Raw genomic sequence first — 15,802 nt, forward strand, 5'->3', positions numbered from 1 at the left:
AGTGCCCAGAACGACGGACACGGACGGGACGCCTGTGCCGCAGCGGCTGCTGGCCGCCGCCACCCGGCTCTTCGCCGAGCAGGGCTACGACCGCACCTCGGTGCAGGAGATCGTCGAGGCCGCCGGTGTCACCAAGGGAGCTCTGTACCACTACTTCGGCTCCAAGGACGACCTGCTGCACGAGGTGTACGCGCGCGTGCTGCGCGTCCAGCAGGAACGCCTGGACGCGTTCGCGGACGCCGACGAGCCGATCGAGAAGCGGGTGCGGGACGCGGCCGCCGACGTCGTGGTGACGACCATCGAGAACCTCGACGACGCGATGATCTTCTTCCGTTCCATGCACCATCTGAGCCCGGAGAAGAACAAGCAGGTGCGTGCCGAGCGCCGCCGCTACCACGAGCGCTTCCGCGCCCTCATCGAGGAGGGCCAGCGCGAGGGCGTGTTCTCCACGGCGACCCCGGCCGACCTGGTGGTGGACTACCACTTCGGCTCCGTCCACCACCTGTCGACCTGGTACCGCCCCGACGGGCCGCTGAGCCCGCAGCAGGTCGCCGACCACCTGGCCGACCTGCTGCTGCGGGCCCTGCGGCCGTAGGGACTCTTACAGGTACTTCTTCAGCTCCCGCCGCGCCAGCGACCGCTGGTGCACCTCGTCGGGGCCGTCGGCGATCATCAGGGTGCGCGCGCCCGCGTACAGCTCGGCCAGCGGGAAGTCCTGGCTCACCCCGCCCGCGCCGTGCAGCTGGATCGCCTTGTCGAGGATGCCGACGACCGCACGCGGCGTAGCGATCTTGATGGCCTGGATCTCCGTGTGGGCCCCCCTGTTGCCGACGGTGTCCATCAGCCAGGCCGTCTTCAGCACCAGCAGCCGCAGCTGCTCCACCGTCACCCGCGCGTCGGCGATCCAGTTGTGCACCACGCCCTGCTGGGCCAGCGCCTTGCCGAAGGCCGTACGGGACACCGCCCGCCTGCACATCAGCTCGATCGCCCGCTCCGCCATGCCGATCAGCCGCATGCAGTGGTGGATCCGGCCGGGGCCGAGCCGGGCCTGGGCGATGGCGAAGCCGCCGCCCTCCTCGCCGATCAGGTTGGACACCGGCACGCGCGCGTGGTCGAAGATCACCTCGGCGTGGCCGCCGTGGTAGTGGTCCTCGTAGCCGAAGACCTGCATCGCCCGTTCGACCGTCACGCCCGGGGTGTCGCGGGGGACCAGGACCATGGACTGCTGGCGGCGGATGTCCGGCCCGTCCGGGTCGGTCTTGCCCATCACGATGAAGATCTTGCAGTCCGGGTTCATCGCCCCCGAGATGTACCACTTGCGGCCGGTGATGACGTACTCGTCGCCGTCCCGCTCCACGTACGTGGTGATGTTCGTGGCGTCCGAGGAGGCCACCTCCGGCTCGGTCATCGCGAACGCCGACCGGATCTCACCGGCCAGCAACGGCTCCAGCCACTGCTTCCTCTGCGCCTCGTCGCCGAACTGCGCGAGCACCTCCATGTTCCCGGTGTCCGGCGCGGCGCAGTTCGTCGCCGTGGGCGCCAGCTGCGGGGAGCGGCCGGTGATCTCGGCGAGCGGGGCGTACTGGAGGTTGGTGAGGCCCGCGCCGTACTCGGCGTCGGGCAGGAAGAGGTTCCACAGGCCCTGCCTGCGCGCCTCGGCCTTCAGCTCCTCGACGACCGGCGGGGTGTCCCACGGCGAGGCGAGCCGGGCCCGCTGCTCATGGGCGACCGCCTCGGCCGGGTAGACGTACTCGTCCATGAAGGCGAGCAGCTTGGCACGCAGCTCCTCGGTGCGTGCGTCGAACGCGAAGTCCATGGTCCGTCAGCCTTCCTGGAGAGTGGTCAGACCGTGCTCGATGAAGACGGGGACCAGGTCGCCGATGCGGTCGAAGCCGCGGCCGACCGTCTGGCCCAGGGTGTAGCGGTAGTGAATGCCCTCCAGGATCACGGCGAGCTTGAACCAGGCGAACGCCGTGTACCAGGAGACCGCGGAGACATCGCGCCCGGAGCGGGCGGCGTACCGCTCGATCAGCTCGGCCGGTGCCGGGTGGCCCGGGGCCTCGGCGGTGGTGGAGACGGGGGAGTCCGCCGTACCGAGCGGGATGCTGTACATCACCAGCAGACCGAGGTCGGTCAGCGGATCGCCCAGCGTGGACATCTCCCAGTCCAGCACCGCCGTGATCTTGTCGTCGGCCCCGATGAGGACGTTGTCGAGGCGGTAGTCGCCGTGCACGACGGCCGGGGCGGGGGAGGTGGGCAGGGCCCGCCCGAGGGCCGCGTGCAGTTCGTCGATGCCGGCCAGCTCGCGGTTGCGGGAGGCGTCGAGCTGCTTGCCCCAGCGGCGCAGCTGGCGGTCCAGGAAGCCCTCGGGGCGGCCGAAGTCGGCGAGACCGACCTCCTCGGGGTCCACCGCGTGCAGGTCGACGAGCGTGTCCACCAGGAACAGGATCACCTCGCGGGTGCGCTCGGGGCCGAGCGGGGCGAGCTGGTCGGCGGTGCGGTACGGGGTGCCCTCCACGAACTCCATGACGTAGAACGGCGCCCCGAGCACCTCCTCGTCCTCGCACAGCAGCACCGTGCGCGGCACCGGGACCTTCGTCGGACCGAGGGCGCTGATCACCCGGTGCTCGCGCCTCATGTCGTGCGCGGTGGCCAGGACGTGGCCGAGCGGAGGTCGGCGTACAACCCACGACGACACACCGTCGGAGACCGCGTAGGTGAGGTTCGACCGTCCGCCCTCGATCAGCCGGCCGGTCAGCGGGCCGCGCACCAGACCGGGCCGCTCACGGTCGAGCAGGCCGCGCAGCCGGACGGGATCGAGGCCTGGCGGGTGGTCGGAAGCCATCGTCGCTCCTACGGACATGTGAACAGGACCCGACTAATGATGCCGACCGGTCGGTATGCCGTCCAGAGCGTCGGCCGAACGTGATCGGCGCCACGATAGGCCGACAGCTCCCCGCGCGGGAGGCGGGGAGCTGTCGAGGGGCGATGGTCGGCCGGGAGGTCCGGCCTTTTCGGTACGTCAGTGATCGTCGATGATCGTCAGTGATCGTCCCAGTGGCCGTCGTGCTCGGCGTGCCGGTGGCCGTCGTGCAGGTAGTCGACGTGGTCGCCGTGCTGCACCCGCATGTGGCCGCAGTCCTCGCCGTGCTGGTGGTCGTGGCCGTCGTGGGCGGTGTGCCCGGAGGGTTCGCACTCGTCCCAGTGGCCGTCGTGTGCGCGGTGCAGGTGGCCGTCGTGCGCGTAGTCGATGTGGTCGCCGTGCGGGACCTCGGCGTGCCCGCAGGCCGGGCCGTGGGCGTGCGGGTGGGTGGTGTGTTCCTGGTGCAGGGTGGTCATGGCGCTCACCTTCGGGTGCGGGGGTGGACGAGCGACAGGCTGCCACGGGAATCGGACATATGCGGGCATCCGGTGCTTCGTGGCGTCGGAGTTCCCTGGGGGCGTCGGCGGGAACCGGGGGTGTCGGCTGGGACCGGAGGGGCGGGGCTGGAGCCGGAGGGGTGTCGGCTGGGACCGGAGGGGCGGGGCTGGAGCCGGAGGGGCGTTGGCTGGGACCGGAGGGGCGGGGCTGGAGCCGGAGGGGTGTCGGCTGGGACCGGAGGGGCGTCGGCTGGGACCGGAAGGGCGTCGGCTACTAGAAGACGAGCGCCGACGCGCAGACCGCCAGCGCGACCGTGCACAGGGCCGCCGCGGCGGCGTACCCGGGTGTCAGGGCCGCCGGACGGTCGGACGCCGCGAGCATGCGGATCCGGCGGTGGGCGGCCAGCAGAAAGCCCAGCCAGAGGACGCAGCACAGGGCACAGGCAATGACCCGGGGCGCCGAAAGGCCGCCGTGCAGGGTCGTGCGGGCCGCGAGCACCGCGGCGACCGTGCACGAGAGGGTCGTACGCCGCCAGGCGAGGTGGGTCCGCTCCGGCTGGAGCCCGGTATCCCGCTCCCCGGCGTCGGCGGCACTCACCCCTCCCACCCCACCAGCACCACGACGACCATCGCCACGGCCACCACCGTGACGACGAGGCTCAGCAGCGCCGGGAACCGCGACACCGGCAGATCCTCGCCCCGACGCATCGCGCGCTCGCAGCGCATCCAGTGATTGACCGCCCGCAGGGAGCACAGCACGCCCGCCCCGAGCAGCGCGAGCGCCAGCCCGACCCGCCAGCCCCACGTCAGGTCCGGCAGGAACTGGTCCACCGCGAATCCGCCGCCGATCAGCGCGAGCGCGGTGCGCAGCCACGCCAGAAACGTGCGCTCGTTCGCCAGCGAGAACCGGTAGTCGGGCGTGTCGCCCTCCTCCCGGATCCGCTGGGGCCCGAACCACAGCCGGACGTTTCGTACGAGTTCGATCACACGCACGACCCTATCGGGATCGGCGCTCCGGGCACGGTCAGCGCCGGAACGCCGCCAGCCGGTGGTACGCCGCCAGGCCGTCCGGCACCCACTCCCACTCGCCGAGCCGCCGCCGTACCTCCTCCTCGGGCAGGAAGTCGTGCCAGGCGACCTCCTCGGCCTGCGGGCTGACCGGAAGCTCGCAGCGGACCTCGTACACCGCGGACCACCAGCTGTGGCCGTCGCCGTTGTCGTACAGGAACTTGAAGAGGTACGAGGGCCGGGGCAGGCCGCTGACGCCGAGTTCCTCCTCGGCCTCGCGCAGGGCGGCGTCGTCGTAGGACTCGCCCGCGCCGACGACGCCGCCGACGAACATGTCGTACAGGGAGGGGAAGGCCAGCTTGGTGGGCGTGCGGCGGTGCACGAAGACGCGGCCCTCGGCGTCCCGGGCCTGGATGAAAACGCACCGGTGCCGCAGCCCGCGCGCGTACACCTCGCCGCGCGGGGACCGGCCGATGACCTGGTCGTGCTCGTCGACGACGTCGAGGATCTCGTCAGCAGCGCTCATGGGGCCATCCAAGCAGCCGCGCGGGGGCGCCGTGCTGGGGTGCCCGGGCGGCCCCGTGGGTGGGGGCGGGCGTGCTGGGGTGTCCGGGCGCAACCCTGTGGGGGTGCGTGCCGGCCTGTCGGGGGCGTCGCGTGGGTTGTGCGTGCCGGGCTGTCCGGGCAGTCGCATGAGTGGTGTGTTCCGGGGCGTTCGAGCAGCCCGTGCGGGGGCGTCGGGTGGGCGGTGTGCCGGGATGTCCTGTGGCAGTCGCCGGGTGATGCGTCCAGGTTGTCCGGGCAGCCCTCTCGGCAGCCGCGCTCATGGGGCCGTCCGGGCCGCCCCGGCCCGGTCAGCGCGTCGCCGCGCCCTGCAGGGCGGGCACCGGCACGGTGGTCGGTATCACCGTGCCGCGTGGCATCGCCGGGTGCATGCCGAGGGCGACGATGCCCGCCACGACGGCCGTCAGGCCCGCCGCCTGCCAGGCCAGCGCGCCGGTGTCCGTGTGCAGCCGGTCGCCGAGGAAGCCGACCCCGCAGATGATGCCCGCCAGCGGCTGGGCCGCGGTGAGGGCGGGCAGGGACTTGCGCAGGGGCGCGGTCTCGAACGCGCTCTGCACCAGGATCAGCCCGGTGACGCCGAGCAGCAGCACGGCGTACGGCTGCCAGGAGGTCAGCAGCCCGCCCATGCCGCTCGCGGCGAAGCGCTCGCCGCTGACCCGGGTCAGCGCGTCCTGCACGCCGTACAGCAGGCCGGCGGCCAGCGCCAGCAGTACCGGGCCCGACCCCAGCCGGGTGCGCTTGGCGCGCACGGTCAGCAGCAGCGCCAGCCCCACCATCCCGCCGATGATGAGCCACAGCCGCGACGGATCCGCGACCGCAGCCCCGGCGCGCGGCTCGCCGGCCACGAGGAACGCGGTCACGCCGCCCGCGAGCAGCGCCAGGCCCGCCCAGCCCTGGCGGCCCAGCGGCTGCCGGGTCCGGCGGCGGGACAGGGCGAGGGCGAAGAGCAGGTTGGTCGCGAGCAGGGGCTCCACCAGGGAGAGCTGGCCCTGGCTGAGCGCGGCCGCGCCGAGGGCCATGCCGACCACCATCAGCGCGATGCCGCCGAGCCAGCTCGGCACCTTCATCAGGTCCAGCAGCAGCCGGGGGGAGAGGAAGTCGCCGCGCGGCGCCTGCTGGGCCGCGTCCTGCTGGAGGACGAAGCCGAACCCCAGGCAGCAGGCGGCGCTCACGGCGAGAACCAGGACCAGGACCGACAAGCTGCCTACCTCGAAGATCATCGTGGGGGGGGGACCGCGTGGGGCGGTGCGGGGACCGTGCCAGGCGGTCGCATCGGGTCACGGCGGTCGGCGCGGGGGCCGGGGCGGCGGCGTGACGTTCCCGTAATGGTCAGGGGCCCGACGCCGTGGCGCTATGACGTACGTCACGTTCCATCCCGAGGCTGGCTGCCCACCCGTGTCGGGTTTGAGGCAACTGCCGTGCCAGGAGGCGAGGTTGCCGCGAGTCAGGGGCGCCGAAAAGCTTGACGATAGGCCTTGGCTATGGGTTTGCTGTCCGGGATCAGCCGACGACCAGCACCGTTGCCCGAGGAAAGTCCCGCGTTGTCCTTACCCCCGCCACCCCCCGGCCGTGCACGCAGGCCCGCGGACGTGGCCTTCGACGCGGCTCTCGACGACACCGAGCTCGCCGCGGCGTGCGTCGCGCCGACGCGGGGGCGGTGGCAGGCCGCCCGTTCCCTGCTCGCCCGTACCGGCGACGACTGGGACCGGCGTGGACACCGGATCACGGTCCTGGCGCTCGAACCGTACAGCGCGGCCTGGGCCGCCGAGTGGCTGATCGCCGAGCCGGACTCGGCCGACGCCACCGCGCTGCTCGCCCTGGCGCTGGTACGGCGCGCCCTGCGCGGCAAGGACCAGCCGGCCCGCGCCCGTGAGGCCTGCCACCGCGCCGCCTCGCTCGCGCCCGCCGACCCCACACCCTGGCTCGGCCTGCTCATGCTGGAGCGGGCGCTGGGCGGCCAGCGGGAGGTGGTGCGGATCTTCGAGGAGGTCCGGGCGCGGTACGCCGACCACCACCACGCCCACCATCTGATGGTCGCCCGGCTCGCCGAGCGCCGCGCCGCCGCCGGACCGGACCCGCTGCACGAGGTGTACGACTTCGCCCACTGGGCCGCCGAGCAGGCGCCCGCCGACTCCCCGCTCGCCGTCCTGCCGGTCGTCGCGCACGCCGAGCGGTACCGCGTACTGGCCGCCGCCGGATTCGAACCCGCCGACCCGGCCGCCTCCGCGCACTGGAGCGGCCGCCTCGCCCGGCAGGCGCTGGGGGCCGCCTTCGACTGGTGGCTGGAATGGGAGCAGGACGGCCACCCCCGACGCCTCGTCGACCTCAACTACCTCGCGCACGCCAAGTGCTGCGAGGGACGCGGCGCGGAGGCCGCCGCGCTCTTCCAGCGGATCGGCGAGCACGCGACGCCGGAGCCCTGGTCGTACCCGGGCCGGGACCCGCGCGTGGCGTTCCAGGAGGCCCGCGACAGCACGCTCGGCGTGGGCTTCGGACCCGGCTGGAGCGTCCCGGGACCGGAGTCGTGATTACGGAATCCTGACGGCCACCCCCGATCACTGGTCCCACCGCCTCCGCCGGTGCTCGAATGGGCGTGTGAACTCCGGACAACCCGAGCAGGAGGGCCGGCCGATCGGCCGCCGGGTCCTGCTCGGCACCCTCGGCCTGGGCGCCCTCGGCGTGGCCGCCGCGCCCACCCTGCAACGCGGACTGGAGTCCTTCCTGGGCAGCGCCGCCGACAAGGACCCCACGGGCCTGACCGGCCTGCTCCCGAACGGCGGCGGCTTCCGCTACTACTCCGTCGCCGCCTCCGTCCCGAAGAAGAACGCCACCACCTACCGCCTCACCGTCGACGGCCTGGTCGACCGGCCGCGCACCTACACGCTGCCCGAGCTGCGCGCCCTGCCGCAGACCCGCCTGGTCCGGGACGTCCAGTGCGTCACCGGCTGGCGTGTCCCCGACACCCCCTTCGAGGGCGTACGGCTGTCGGCGCTGCTGGACGCGGCCGGGGTGCGCCCCACCGCGAGGGCGATCCGCTTCACCTGCTTCGACGGCACCTACTCCGAGAGCCTCACCCTCGACCAGGCCCGCCGCGCCGACGTCCTGGTGGCCCTGCGCATGCGGGACGAGGACCTCAGCCACGCGCACGGCGGCCCCGTCCGCCTCTATGTGGCGCCGATGTACTTCTACAAGTCCGCGAAGTGGCTTTCCGGCATCACCGTCACCGAGGACGTGCGGCCGGGCTACTGGGAGGAACGGGGCTACGACATCGACGCCTGGGTCGGCCGCTCGAACGGACGGGACGATGAGCCCACGAGCTGACGCGCCCGCCCGGGCCACCCACGTCCGCCGGTTCAGCCGGGCCGAACGGTGGGTGCACCGCACGTCCGCCTTCCTGATGGGCGTGTGCGTGCTGACGGCGGCCTGCCTGTACGTCCCCCAGCTCGCCCAGCTCGTCGGCCGCCGCGCCCTCGTCGTCACCGTCCACCAGTGGGCGGGCCTCGCGCTGCCGGTGCCGGTCCTGCTGGGCCTCGCCTCCCGCGTCTTCCGGGCCGACCTGCGGCTGCTGAACCGCTTCGGCCCGCACGACCGCCTCTGGCTGCGGGCCGCCCTGCGCCGGGACAAGCGGCACGCGGCGCGTCCGGCGGGGAAGTTCAACGCCGGGCAGAAGATCTACGCGGCCTGGATCGCCGGGGCGACGCTGGTGATGCTGGGCACGGGCCTGATCATGTGGTTCACCCACCTCACCCCGCTGGTGTGGCGGACCAGCGCGACCTTCGTGCACGACTGGCTGGCCCTCACCATGGGCATCGTCCTGGCCGGCCACATCGGCATGGCGCTGGGCGACCCGGAGGCGCGGCGGGGGATGCGCACGGGGACGGTGAGCCGCGAGTGGGCGGACCGGGAGCACTCCCTGTGGCGCACTGAGCGGTGAAGGGCACGCAGCATTTCCTGTGGCGCGCTTGGTGGTGATGGGTGCGGGCATCTCGTGTGGCGTGCTTGGTGGTGATGGGGCCGGAGATTTCCTGTGGCGCCTGGCGGTGAAAGGGCCGGACATCTCCCATGGCGCGCTTGATGGTGAAGGGGCCGGACATCTCCCATGGCGCGCTGATGGTGAAGGGTGCGGAGCATCTCGTGTGGCGCGCTTGGTGGTGAGGGGCCGGACATCTCCTGTGCGCGCCTGGCGGTGAAGGGCGCGGAGCATCTTCCGGGCGCCCTTGGTGGCGGTGTAGGGCGCGATGCCGGGGCGGATCACCTCGCTCTGCAGCGAGCAGATGTTGACGATCTTGCCGTGGCCGTGTTCCGTCATCCGCCGGGCCGCCTCCCGGCCGACCAGGAACGCGCTGGTGAGGTTGGTGTCCAGGATGTCGAGCGGGCCCACCCGCTCCTCGACCTCGGCGATCCCGGCGGCCACCGACTGCCTCCGGCAGCCCGCGGGCCGGTGCTCGTCCGCTGCCCCGGCCGGAGCCGCTGACCAGGGCGATCCGGCCGCCGATGTCGAAGAGGGGGTGAGCTGTCATCGTCGTAACTCCATGGGACCTGTGTGACTCCCCACGGGACCTAGGGACCTATATGAAGAGGGACAGCAGGAGGACGATCGCGCCCGCGACCACCGAGATGATCGTCTCCATCACGGACCAGGTCTTGATCGTCTGGCCGACGGTCAGCCCGAAGTACTCCTTCACCAGCCAGAATCCGGCGTCGTTGACATGGCTGAAGAAGAGCGAACCGGCGCCGATGGCCAGCACCAGCAGAGCGGTCTCACCGGTCGACATGCCGACCGCGAGCGGCGCGACCAGACCGGCCGCCGAGACCGTCGCCACGGTCGCCGAACCGGTCGCCAGCCGGATCGCCACCGCGATCAGCCAGGCCAGCAGCAGGGTCGGTATCGACCAGTCCTCGGAGATGTCCAGGACCATCTGGCCCACCCCGGTGTCGATCAGCGTCTGCTTGAAGCCGCCGCCCGCGCCGACGATCAGCAGGATGCCCGCGATGGGCGCGAGCCCCTTCTCCACCAGCCCGGAGACGCGCTCCTTGGCGAACCCGGCGGGGCGCAGCAGCGTGAAGATGCCCAGGAGGACGGAGGCGAGCAGGGCGATCATCGGGGAGCCGATGACGTCGAAGACCCGCTGAACAGTGTTCTCCGGGTTGTCGATGACGATGTCGACCAGCGCCTTGGACAGCATCAGGATGACCGGCAGCATGATCGTGATCAGCGTGGCGCCGAACCCGGGACGCTTCTGAAGCTCTTCGGAGGTGCGCTTGGGGATCATGCGCTCGGGGGCCGGGACGTCCACCCAGCGGGCCGCGTACTTGGAGAACAGCGGGCCGGCGATGATCACCGTCGGGATGGCGACCAGCACGCCGAGGGCCAGTGTCACCCCGAGGTCGGCCTTGACCGCGTCGATGGCGACCAGCGGGCCGGGGTGCGGCGGGACCAGGCCGTGCATCGCGGACAGACCGGCGAGCGCGGGGATGCCGATGCGCATCAGGGAGTAGTTGCCGCGCTTGGCGACCATCAGCACGACCGGGATCAGCAGCACGACGCCGACCTCGAAGAACAGCGGCAGACCGATCACCGAGGCGATCAGCACCATCGCCCAGGGCATCGAGCGCCCGCCTGCCTTGACGAGGATGGTGTCGACGACCTGGTCGGCGCCGCCGGAGTCGGCGAGCATCTTGCCGAGGATCGCGCCCAGCGCGATCAGCACGCCGACGCCGGCGACCGTGGAGCCGAGTCCGGCGGTGAAGCTGGTGATGGCCTTGTCGAGGGGCGCCCCCGCGAAGGCTCCCAGCGCCAGTGACCCGATGGTCAGCGCCAGGAAGGCGTGCAGCTTGAACTTGGTGATGAGCAGCACGATGGCGGCGATGCCCGCCAGTACCGCGATGCCCAGTTGAGCGTGTCCCGCCGAGGTGATCGGCCCGACGGGGTCCGCCGCCAGCATCTCGACGCTGAGTCTGGTCACGGGGTTCCCTTGCAGATACGGGGATGGGGGAGGGGTTACGGCGCCGAGGGCGACGTGGAGTCGAGGGCGTCCAGCGCGGCCACCGCGCGTGCGGTGATCTCCTCCGGCGTGCCGGTGATGTCGACCGCCACTCCGGCCTCGTCCGCCTGGAGCGGCTGCAGCGTGGCGAACTGCGAGTCCAGCAGCGCGGTCGGCATGAAGTGGCCCTGCCGCTGCGCCATCCGGCTCTCGATGAGCTCCCGGTCGCCCGCGAGGTGCACGAACACGATCCCGGGTGCGGCGGCCCTGAGCCGGTCGCGGTACGACCGCTTCAGCGCCGAGCTGCTGACCACCCCGCCCAGTCCGGTCCGCTCGTGGGCCCAGGCGCCGATGGCGTCCAGCCACGGCCACCGGTCCTCGTCGTCGAGCGGGATCCCGGCCGACATCTTGGCGATGTTGGCCTGCGGGTGGAAGTCGTCGCCCTCCGCGTAGGGGGCGCCGAGCCGGGCGGCGAGCAGCGGACCGATCGTGCTCTTGCCCGTGCCCGAGACGCCCATCACCACGACGACGTGGGGGGTACGCATGACTGCCTCGCTGTCTTCCTCGACATACGACGTCGCTTCCGACGTCGGCCAAATGAAACCTTTTAGGTACGACGAATTCAAGACTCTGTGATGAATAAGTCTGACTTTTTGTGTCCGTGATCCACCCCGTACGCTGTGTGCATGAGCACGATGGGCCGGGGGCTGCACGGCCGTGTACTGGACACCCTCGGCCCCGAGATCACGGCGGGCGAGTACCCCCCGGGCAGCGTGTTGCGCACGGACGAACTGGCGCAGCGTTTCGACGTGTCGCGCTCCGTGATGCGCGAGGCGGTGCGGGTGCTGGAGTCGATGCACCTGGTCGAGTCCCGCCGCCGGGTCGGCGTGACGGTCCTTCCGCAGTCCGAGTGGAACGTCTACGACCCGCAGGTCATCCGCTGGCGGCTGGCCGGCGCCGACCGCCCGCGGCAGCTGCGCTCACTCACGGTGCTGCGCTCGGCCGTCGAGCCGGTCGCCGCGGGGCTCGCCGCGAAGAACGCCACGGCCGAGCAGTGCGCGGAACTCACCGAGTGCGCCCTGGGCATGGTCGCCAACTCCCGTGGACACCAGCTGGAGGGCTACCTCTTCCACGACGTGGCCTTCCACCGGGTGATCCTCAACGCCTCCGGCAACGAGATGTTCGCCCGCCTCGGTGACGTCGTCGCCGAGGTCCTCGCGGGCCGCACCCATCACGACGTGATGTTCGAGGACCCCGACCCGGCCGCCGTCACCCTGCACGTCCAGGTCGCGGAGGCCGTACGCGAGCGCGACGCGGAGCGCGCGGAACGGCTGATCCGGGAGATCACGATCGGCGCGCTGCAGGAACTGGACATCCTGGCGCCGTAGCGGCCCTACGCCAGGAACTCCCCGTCGACGTACACCCACGCCCCGTCGACCCGCTCGAACCGGCTGCGCTCGTGCAGCGCACCTCCCCTGAAGGACGCCCGGAACGTCACCGTCCCCGTGCTGTGGAACGCGGACCCCTCGGTCGTGCCGAGGATCTCCAGTCCCGTCCAGCGCATCCCGGGGTCCAGATCGAGGTGCGCCGGGCGCGTGCGCGGATGCCAGGTGCGCAGCAGGTACCCCTCGTTGCGCCGGACGAAAGCGCTGTAGCGCGAGCGCATCAGCGCCTCGGCGGTCGGTGCGGCGGCCGCGGCCCGATGGAATCGGCCACAGCACATGTCGTATGTCTCCGCAAGACCGCACGGGCATTCCGGGTTGTGCGCCGGGGCGGCGGGGCGTGGGCGGCGGGATCCGCCGGTGCGTCGGGACATGCGCTCCATTCTGCTGCACCACGGCCTGTGGGTGTTGTGTGCATCACCTGTCCCGACACGCGCACATCGTGTGCGAGTCGTGTTCGCCGCCCTTCATGGAAACTCCCCCAGGCCTGGCGTGAACCCGCCTTGCTGGGTCAACACCCCAAGATCGGCGACGTGGAGCGCGAGTTCCGGCTCTACGACCCCGACCGCGACGGCGAGGCCCCGTGCTCCGTGGCCGAGCTGGCGCTGCTGCTGGAGCGCAAGCTGCGGGCGCTGCCCGACGCGCCCGGCAAGCACGCCTTCGCGGGCGCCGAGGCCACCCCCTTCGGCCGGCGCATCCAGGTCGTGGCCGGTTCCACCGACCCCGAGGACGTTGTCCGCTTCCTCGGCCAGTGCGCCAACGACCTGGGCCTGGAGGCCTCCGTCAACCCGCCGGTGTTCCCGCTGGAGGGCGGCGAGGACGGCGCGGCGCCCGGCCCGCGCGACCTCATCGGCTCCGAGGCCGACAAGACCGGCATCCAGGCCCTGCGCGGCGTGGCCGACGTCAACCTGCTGTCACTGCCGGAGCCGGCGTCGTACGAGAAGACCGAGGACATGCTCACCGTCGTCTCGGCCGCGCAGCGGCTGTGCGAGGAGCGGCGGATCTTCCTCCTCGTCGACGCGCCCAGCACCTGGGTGAGCGTCGACACGGCCCGGGCCGGGGTCGCCGCGTTCGACGCCGTGCGCGGCAACCACGCCGGTCTGTACTTCCCGCACCTCCAGCTCACCGACCCGCTCACCGGGCGGCTGCGTGCCTTCCCGCCGTCCGGCGCGATCACCGGCGTCATCGCCCGCACCGACTCCGAGCGCGGCGTGTGGAAGGCCCCGGCCGGCACCGAGGCACGGCTCGTGGGCGTGCACTCGCTCACCGTCGACCTCACCGACCGCGAGAGCGGGCTGCTCAACCCGCTCGGCGTCAACTGCCTGCGCACCTTCCCGCTCACCGGCCCGCTGGTCTGGGGCGCGCGCACGCTGCAGGGCTCCGACGTCCTCGACAGCGAGTGGAAGTACGTGCCGGTGCGGCGGCTCGCGCTGCACGTGGAGGAGAGCCTGCAACGCGGCCTGCAGTGGGTGGTGTTCGAGCCCAACGACGAGTCGCTGTGGCAGCAGATCCGGCTCAGCGCCTCCTCGTATCTGCACACCCTCTTCCGCCAGGGCGCCTTCAAGGGCAGCACGCCGCGCGAGGCCTACTTCGCATGCGCAAGCGCATCGCCGACCGGCTCCGCGGCAAACCCCAGCCGCCCGACCCCAAGCCGCGGCCCCAGCCCAAGCCCACGTACGAACCCTTCCCCGGCAGCGGCTTCTTCCACGTCGGCCGGAGATCCCCCGTCATCACCGCGATGGGCCGCCGCCTGGTCGCCGAGGGCTGCAGCCGCTACGAGGAGGGCCCCGGCCCCGAGTGGACCGAGGCCGACCGCCGCTCCTACCAGGCCTGGCAGCAGAAGCTGGGCTTCAAGGGCAAGGACGCGGACGGCATCCCGGGCAAGTACAGCTGGGACAAGCTCAAGGTCCCCAACTCCTGAGACACACCGACAGAGACACACCGACAGAGACACACCGACAGAGACACACCGACAGAGACACGCCGACAGAGACACGCCGACTCGGACGCGCCGACGGCTCCGCGCCCTTCGGGGGGCGCGGAGCCCGGGGGCCGACCCGAGCGCTCTCAGGCGCCGCTCGGCGGAAGGGACGGCCGCACAGGAATCCGCAACTCCTGCTCGGGCAACGGCGGCAGCGCCTTCTCCTCCAGCCACGCCCGGAACAACTCGTCCAGCGGCTCGGTGGCGTACCGAGCCGCATGCGCCGTGAACGCCGCCGTGGTCACCGCACCACCCCGATGCAGCGCCGCCCACCCCCGCAGCATCCGGAAGAAGGCCTCCTCGCCCAACGCGCACCGCACGGCGTGCACCACGAGCCCACCCCGCTGGTACAGCCGGTCGTCGAACATCAGCTTGCGCCCGGGATCGGCCAGTTTCAGATCCTGCGGCTGCCCCGACAGCAGCCGGTGCGCGGCGGCCGCGTGCTGCTGCGCCGTCGGCCCACCGGACCGCTCCGACCACAACCACTCGGCGTACTTCGCGAACCCCTCGTTCAGCCAGATGTGCCGCCAGTCCGCGATGGAAACGCTGTTCCCGAACCACTGGTGCGCCAGCTCGTGCGCGATCAGCCGCTCCCACCCCCGGGCCCCGTCGACGTGATTGGCGCCGAACAGCGACAGCCCCTGCGCCTCGACCGGCACATCGAGCTCCTCCTCCGTCACCACGACGGCGTACTCCTCGAACGGATAGGGCCCGAACAGCTCCTGGAACAGCTCCATCATCGCGGGCTGCCGCGCGAAGTCCCGCGAGAACTCCGGCAGCAGATGCGCCGGAATGTGCCCGTGCTGCGGCACGCCGTCGGGGCCCGGGTCGCCCAGCAGCACGGTCTGGTACTTCCCGATGGCCAGCCCCACCAGATAACTCGACGTCGGCGCCGGCTGCTCGTACACCCACGTGGTCGTCGAGGCCTTCGTCGTACGCGTCAGCAGCCGCCCACCGGCGACCACCGCGTACGCGGACGGCGTGGTGACCGAGAGCTGGTACGACGCCTTGTCGGCCGGCCGGTCGTTGCACGGGTACCAGGAGGGCGCCCCGACCGGCTGGCTCGCCACCAGCGCCCCGTCGACCAGTTCCTCCCATCCGAGCCCGCCCCAGGGGCTGTTCACCGGTTGGGGATTGCCCGACCACTGCACCTCGACCGTGAACGCGGCCCCGGCCCGCACCGCCTTGCCGGGCCGCACCCGCAACCGGCCACCCCGATGCGTGTAGTGCGCCTGCCGGTTGTCCACCCGCACCCGCCCGACCTTGAAGCCGGCGAGATTGAGCTGGAACTCGGCGAGCGCCGCCCGCCCCGCGATGGCGTTGATCCGGGCCGTGCCCGCCAGCCGGTTCGGCCCCGGCCGGTAGTCCAGCGCGAGTTCGTAGCGGTGCACCCGGTACCGGTGATCACCGTTGGCCGGAAAGTACGGGTCCGGACCCACTGCCTGCTGAACCGCCACTGCCGC

The 15,802-nt window shown here is 72.0% G+C and carries 16 protein-coding genes and 3 pseudogenes; 7 read left to right on the forward strand and 12 right to left on the reverse strand.

Going from position 1 to position 15,802, the window contains the following annotated elements:
- Position 1 precedes the first annotated feature (1 nt).
- Positions 2-595 carry a TetR/AcrR family transcriptional regulator gene (locus KWI83_RS06490; protein ID WP_218513320.1) on the forward strand — a complete coding sequence of 198 codons (594 nt, stop codon included), beginning with the start codon at positions 2-4 and terminating at the stop codon, positions 593-595.
- 6 nt (positions 596-601) lie between these two features.
- Here the strand turns inward: KWI83_RS06490 and KWI83_RS06495 are convergent, their stop codons facing one another.
- From KWI83_RS06495 to KWI83_RS06525, 7 genes are all read right to left on the reverse strand, one after another.
- Entirely contained in the window at positions 602-1,816 is a 1,215-nt protein-coding gene (locus KWI83_RS06495; protein WP_218513321.1) for an acyl-CoA dehydrogenase family protein, read from the reverse strand.
- Between the two features lie 6 nt (positions 1,817-1,822).
- Entirely contained in the window at positions 1,823-2,845 is a 1,023-nt protein-coding gene (locus KWI83_RS06500) for a phosphotransferase family protein (protein ID WP_218513322.1), read from the reverse strand.
- A 197-nt stretch (positions 2,846-3,042) separates the two neighbouring features.
- Positions 3,043-3,339, reverse strand: a complete 297-nt coding sequence (locus KWI83_RS06505; RefSeq protein ID WP_218513323.1) for a hypothetical protein — start codon at positions 3,337-3,339, stop codon at positions 3,043-3,045.
- Between the two features lie 295 nt (positions 3,340-3,634).
- Entirely contained in the window at positions 3,635-3,958 is a 324-nt protein-coding gene (locus KWI83_RS06510; RefSeq protein ID WP_218513324.1) for a DUF202 domain-containing protein, read from the reverse strand.
- Positions 3,955-4,347 carry a DUF202 domain-containing protein gene (locus tag KWI83_RS06515; RefSeq protein WP_218513325.1) on the reverse strand — a complete coding sequence of 131 codons (393 nt, stop codon included), beginning with the start codon at positions 4,345-4,347 and terminating at the stop codon, positions 3,955-3,957. Before KWI83_RS06515 ends, KWI83_RS06510 begins: the two co-directional genes overlap by 4 nt.
- Positions 4,348-4,384: 37 nt before the next feature.
- Entirely contained in the window at positions 4,385-4,894 is a 510-nt protein-coding gene (locus KWI83_RS06520; RefSeq protein WP_218513326.1) for an NUDIX hydrolase, read from the reverse strand.
- Between the two features lie 328 nt (positions 4,895-5,222).
- Positions 5,223-6,131, reverse strand: coding sequence for a DMT family transporter (locus KWI83_RS06525; protein WP_218513590.1), 909 nt, complete (start codon positions 6,129-6,131; stop codon positions 5,223-5,225).
- A gap of 342 nt (positions 6,132-6,473) precedes the next feature.
- On the opposite strand from KWI83_RS06525, the gene KWI83_RS06530 reads away from it, so the two are divergent.
- The 3 genes from KWI83_RS06530 (at position 6,474) to KWI83_RS06540 (ending at position 8,866) form a co-directional block, all read left to right on the forward strand.
- Positions 6,474-7,460 (forward strand): hypothetical protein, encoded by a 987-nt coding sequence (locus tag KWI83_RS06530; RefSeq protein ID WP_218513327.1) that lies wholly within the window; start codon positions 6,474-6,476, stop codon positions 7,458-7,460.
- A 67-nt stretch (positions 7,461-7,527) separates the two neighbouring features.
- Positions 7,528-8,253, forward strand: a complete 726-nt coding sequence (locus tag KWI83_RS06535; protein WP_218513328.1) for a molybdopterin-dependent oxidoreductase — start codon at positions 7,528-7,530, stop codon at positions 8,251-8,253.
- Positions 8,237-8,866 carry a cytochrome b/b6 domain-containing protein gene (locus tag KWI83_RS06540; RefSeq protein ID WP_218513329.1) on the forward strand — a complete coding sequence of 210 codons (630 nt, stop codon included), beginning with the start codon at positions 8,237-8,239 and terminating at the stop codon, positions 8,864-8,866. Before KWI83_RS06535 ends, KWI83_RS06540 begins: the two co-directional genes overlap by 17 nt.
- A gap of 264 nt (positions 8,867-9,130) precedes the next feature.
- On the opposite strand, the pseudogene KWI83_RS06545 reads toward KWI83_RS06540, so the two are convergent.
- From KWI83_RS06545 to KWI83_RS06555, 3 genes and pseudogenes are all read right to left on the reverse strand, one after another.
- Positions 9,131-9,452 (reverse strand): annotated as a pseudogene (locus tag KWI83_RS06545) (SDR family NAD(P)-dependent oxidoreductase); the annotation flags it as partial.
- A 48-nt stretch (positions 9,453-9,500) separates the two neighbouring features.
- Complete coding sequence (locus KWI83_RS06550) at positions 9,501-10,898, reverse strand: GntP family permease (RefSeq protein ID WP_218513330.1); 1,398 nt, start codon at positions 10,896-10,898, stop codon at positions 9,501-9,503.
- Between the two features lie 35 nt (positions 10,899-10,933).
- Entirely contained in the window at positions 10,934-11,461 is a 528-nt protein-coding gene (locus KWI83_RS06555) for a gluconokinase (RefSeq protein WP_218513331.1), read from the reverse strand.
- A 141-nt stretch (positions 11,462-11,602) separates the two neighbouring features.
- Between KWI83_RS06555 and KWI83_RS06560 the strand changes: the two genes are divergently transcribed.
- Positions 11,603-12,304 carry a FadR/GntR family transcriptional regulator gene (locus tag KWI83_RS06560; RefSeq protein WP_218513332.1) on the forward strand — a complete coding sequence of 234 codons (702 nt, stop codon included), beginning with the start codon at positions 11,603-11,605 and terminating at the stop codon, positions 12,302-12,304.
- A gap of 5 nt (positions 12,305-12,309) precedes the next feature.
- Here the strand turns inward: KWI83_RS06560 and KWI83_RS06565 are convergent, their stop codons facing one another.
- Complete coding sequence (locus KWI83_RS06565) at positions 12,310-12,732, reverse strand: YchJ family protein (RefSeq protein WP_256361893.1); 423 nt, start codon at positions 12,730-12,732, stop codon at positions 12,310-12,312.
- 147 nt (positions 12,733-12,879) lie between these two features.
- Here KWI83_RS06565 and KWI83_RS06570 point away from each other — a divergent pair.
- Together KWI83_RS06570 and KWI83_RS06575 are read left to right on the forward strand one after the other, a co-directional pair.
- Positions 12,880-13,974 (forward strand): annotated as a pseudogene (locus tag KWI83_RS06570) (phage tail sheath family protein); the annotation flags it as partial.
- A pseudogene (locus tag KWI83_RS06575) lies at positions 13,953-14,279 on the forward strand (peptidoglycan-binding protein); the annotation flags it as partial. The pseudogenes KWI83_RS06570 and KWI83_RS06575, both read left to right, overlap by 22 nt.
- A gap of 146 nt (positions 14,280-14,425) precedes the next feature.
- On the opposite strand, the gene KWI83_RS06580 reads toward KWI83_RS06575, so the two are convergent.
- Positions 14,426-15,796, reverse strand: a complete 1,371-nt coding sequence (locus KWI83_RS06580; protein WP_218513591.1) for a M1 family metallopeptidase — start codon at positions 15,794-15,796, stop codon at positions 14,426-14,428.
- Between the last annotated feature and the right edge of the window lie 6 nt (positions 15,797-15,802).

It is taken from the genome of Streptomyces sp. TRM70350 (assembly GCF_019219825.1).
GTDB lineage: Bacteria > Actinomycetota > Actinomycetes > Streptomycetales > Streptomycetaceae > Streptomyces.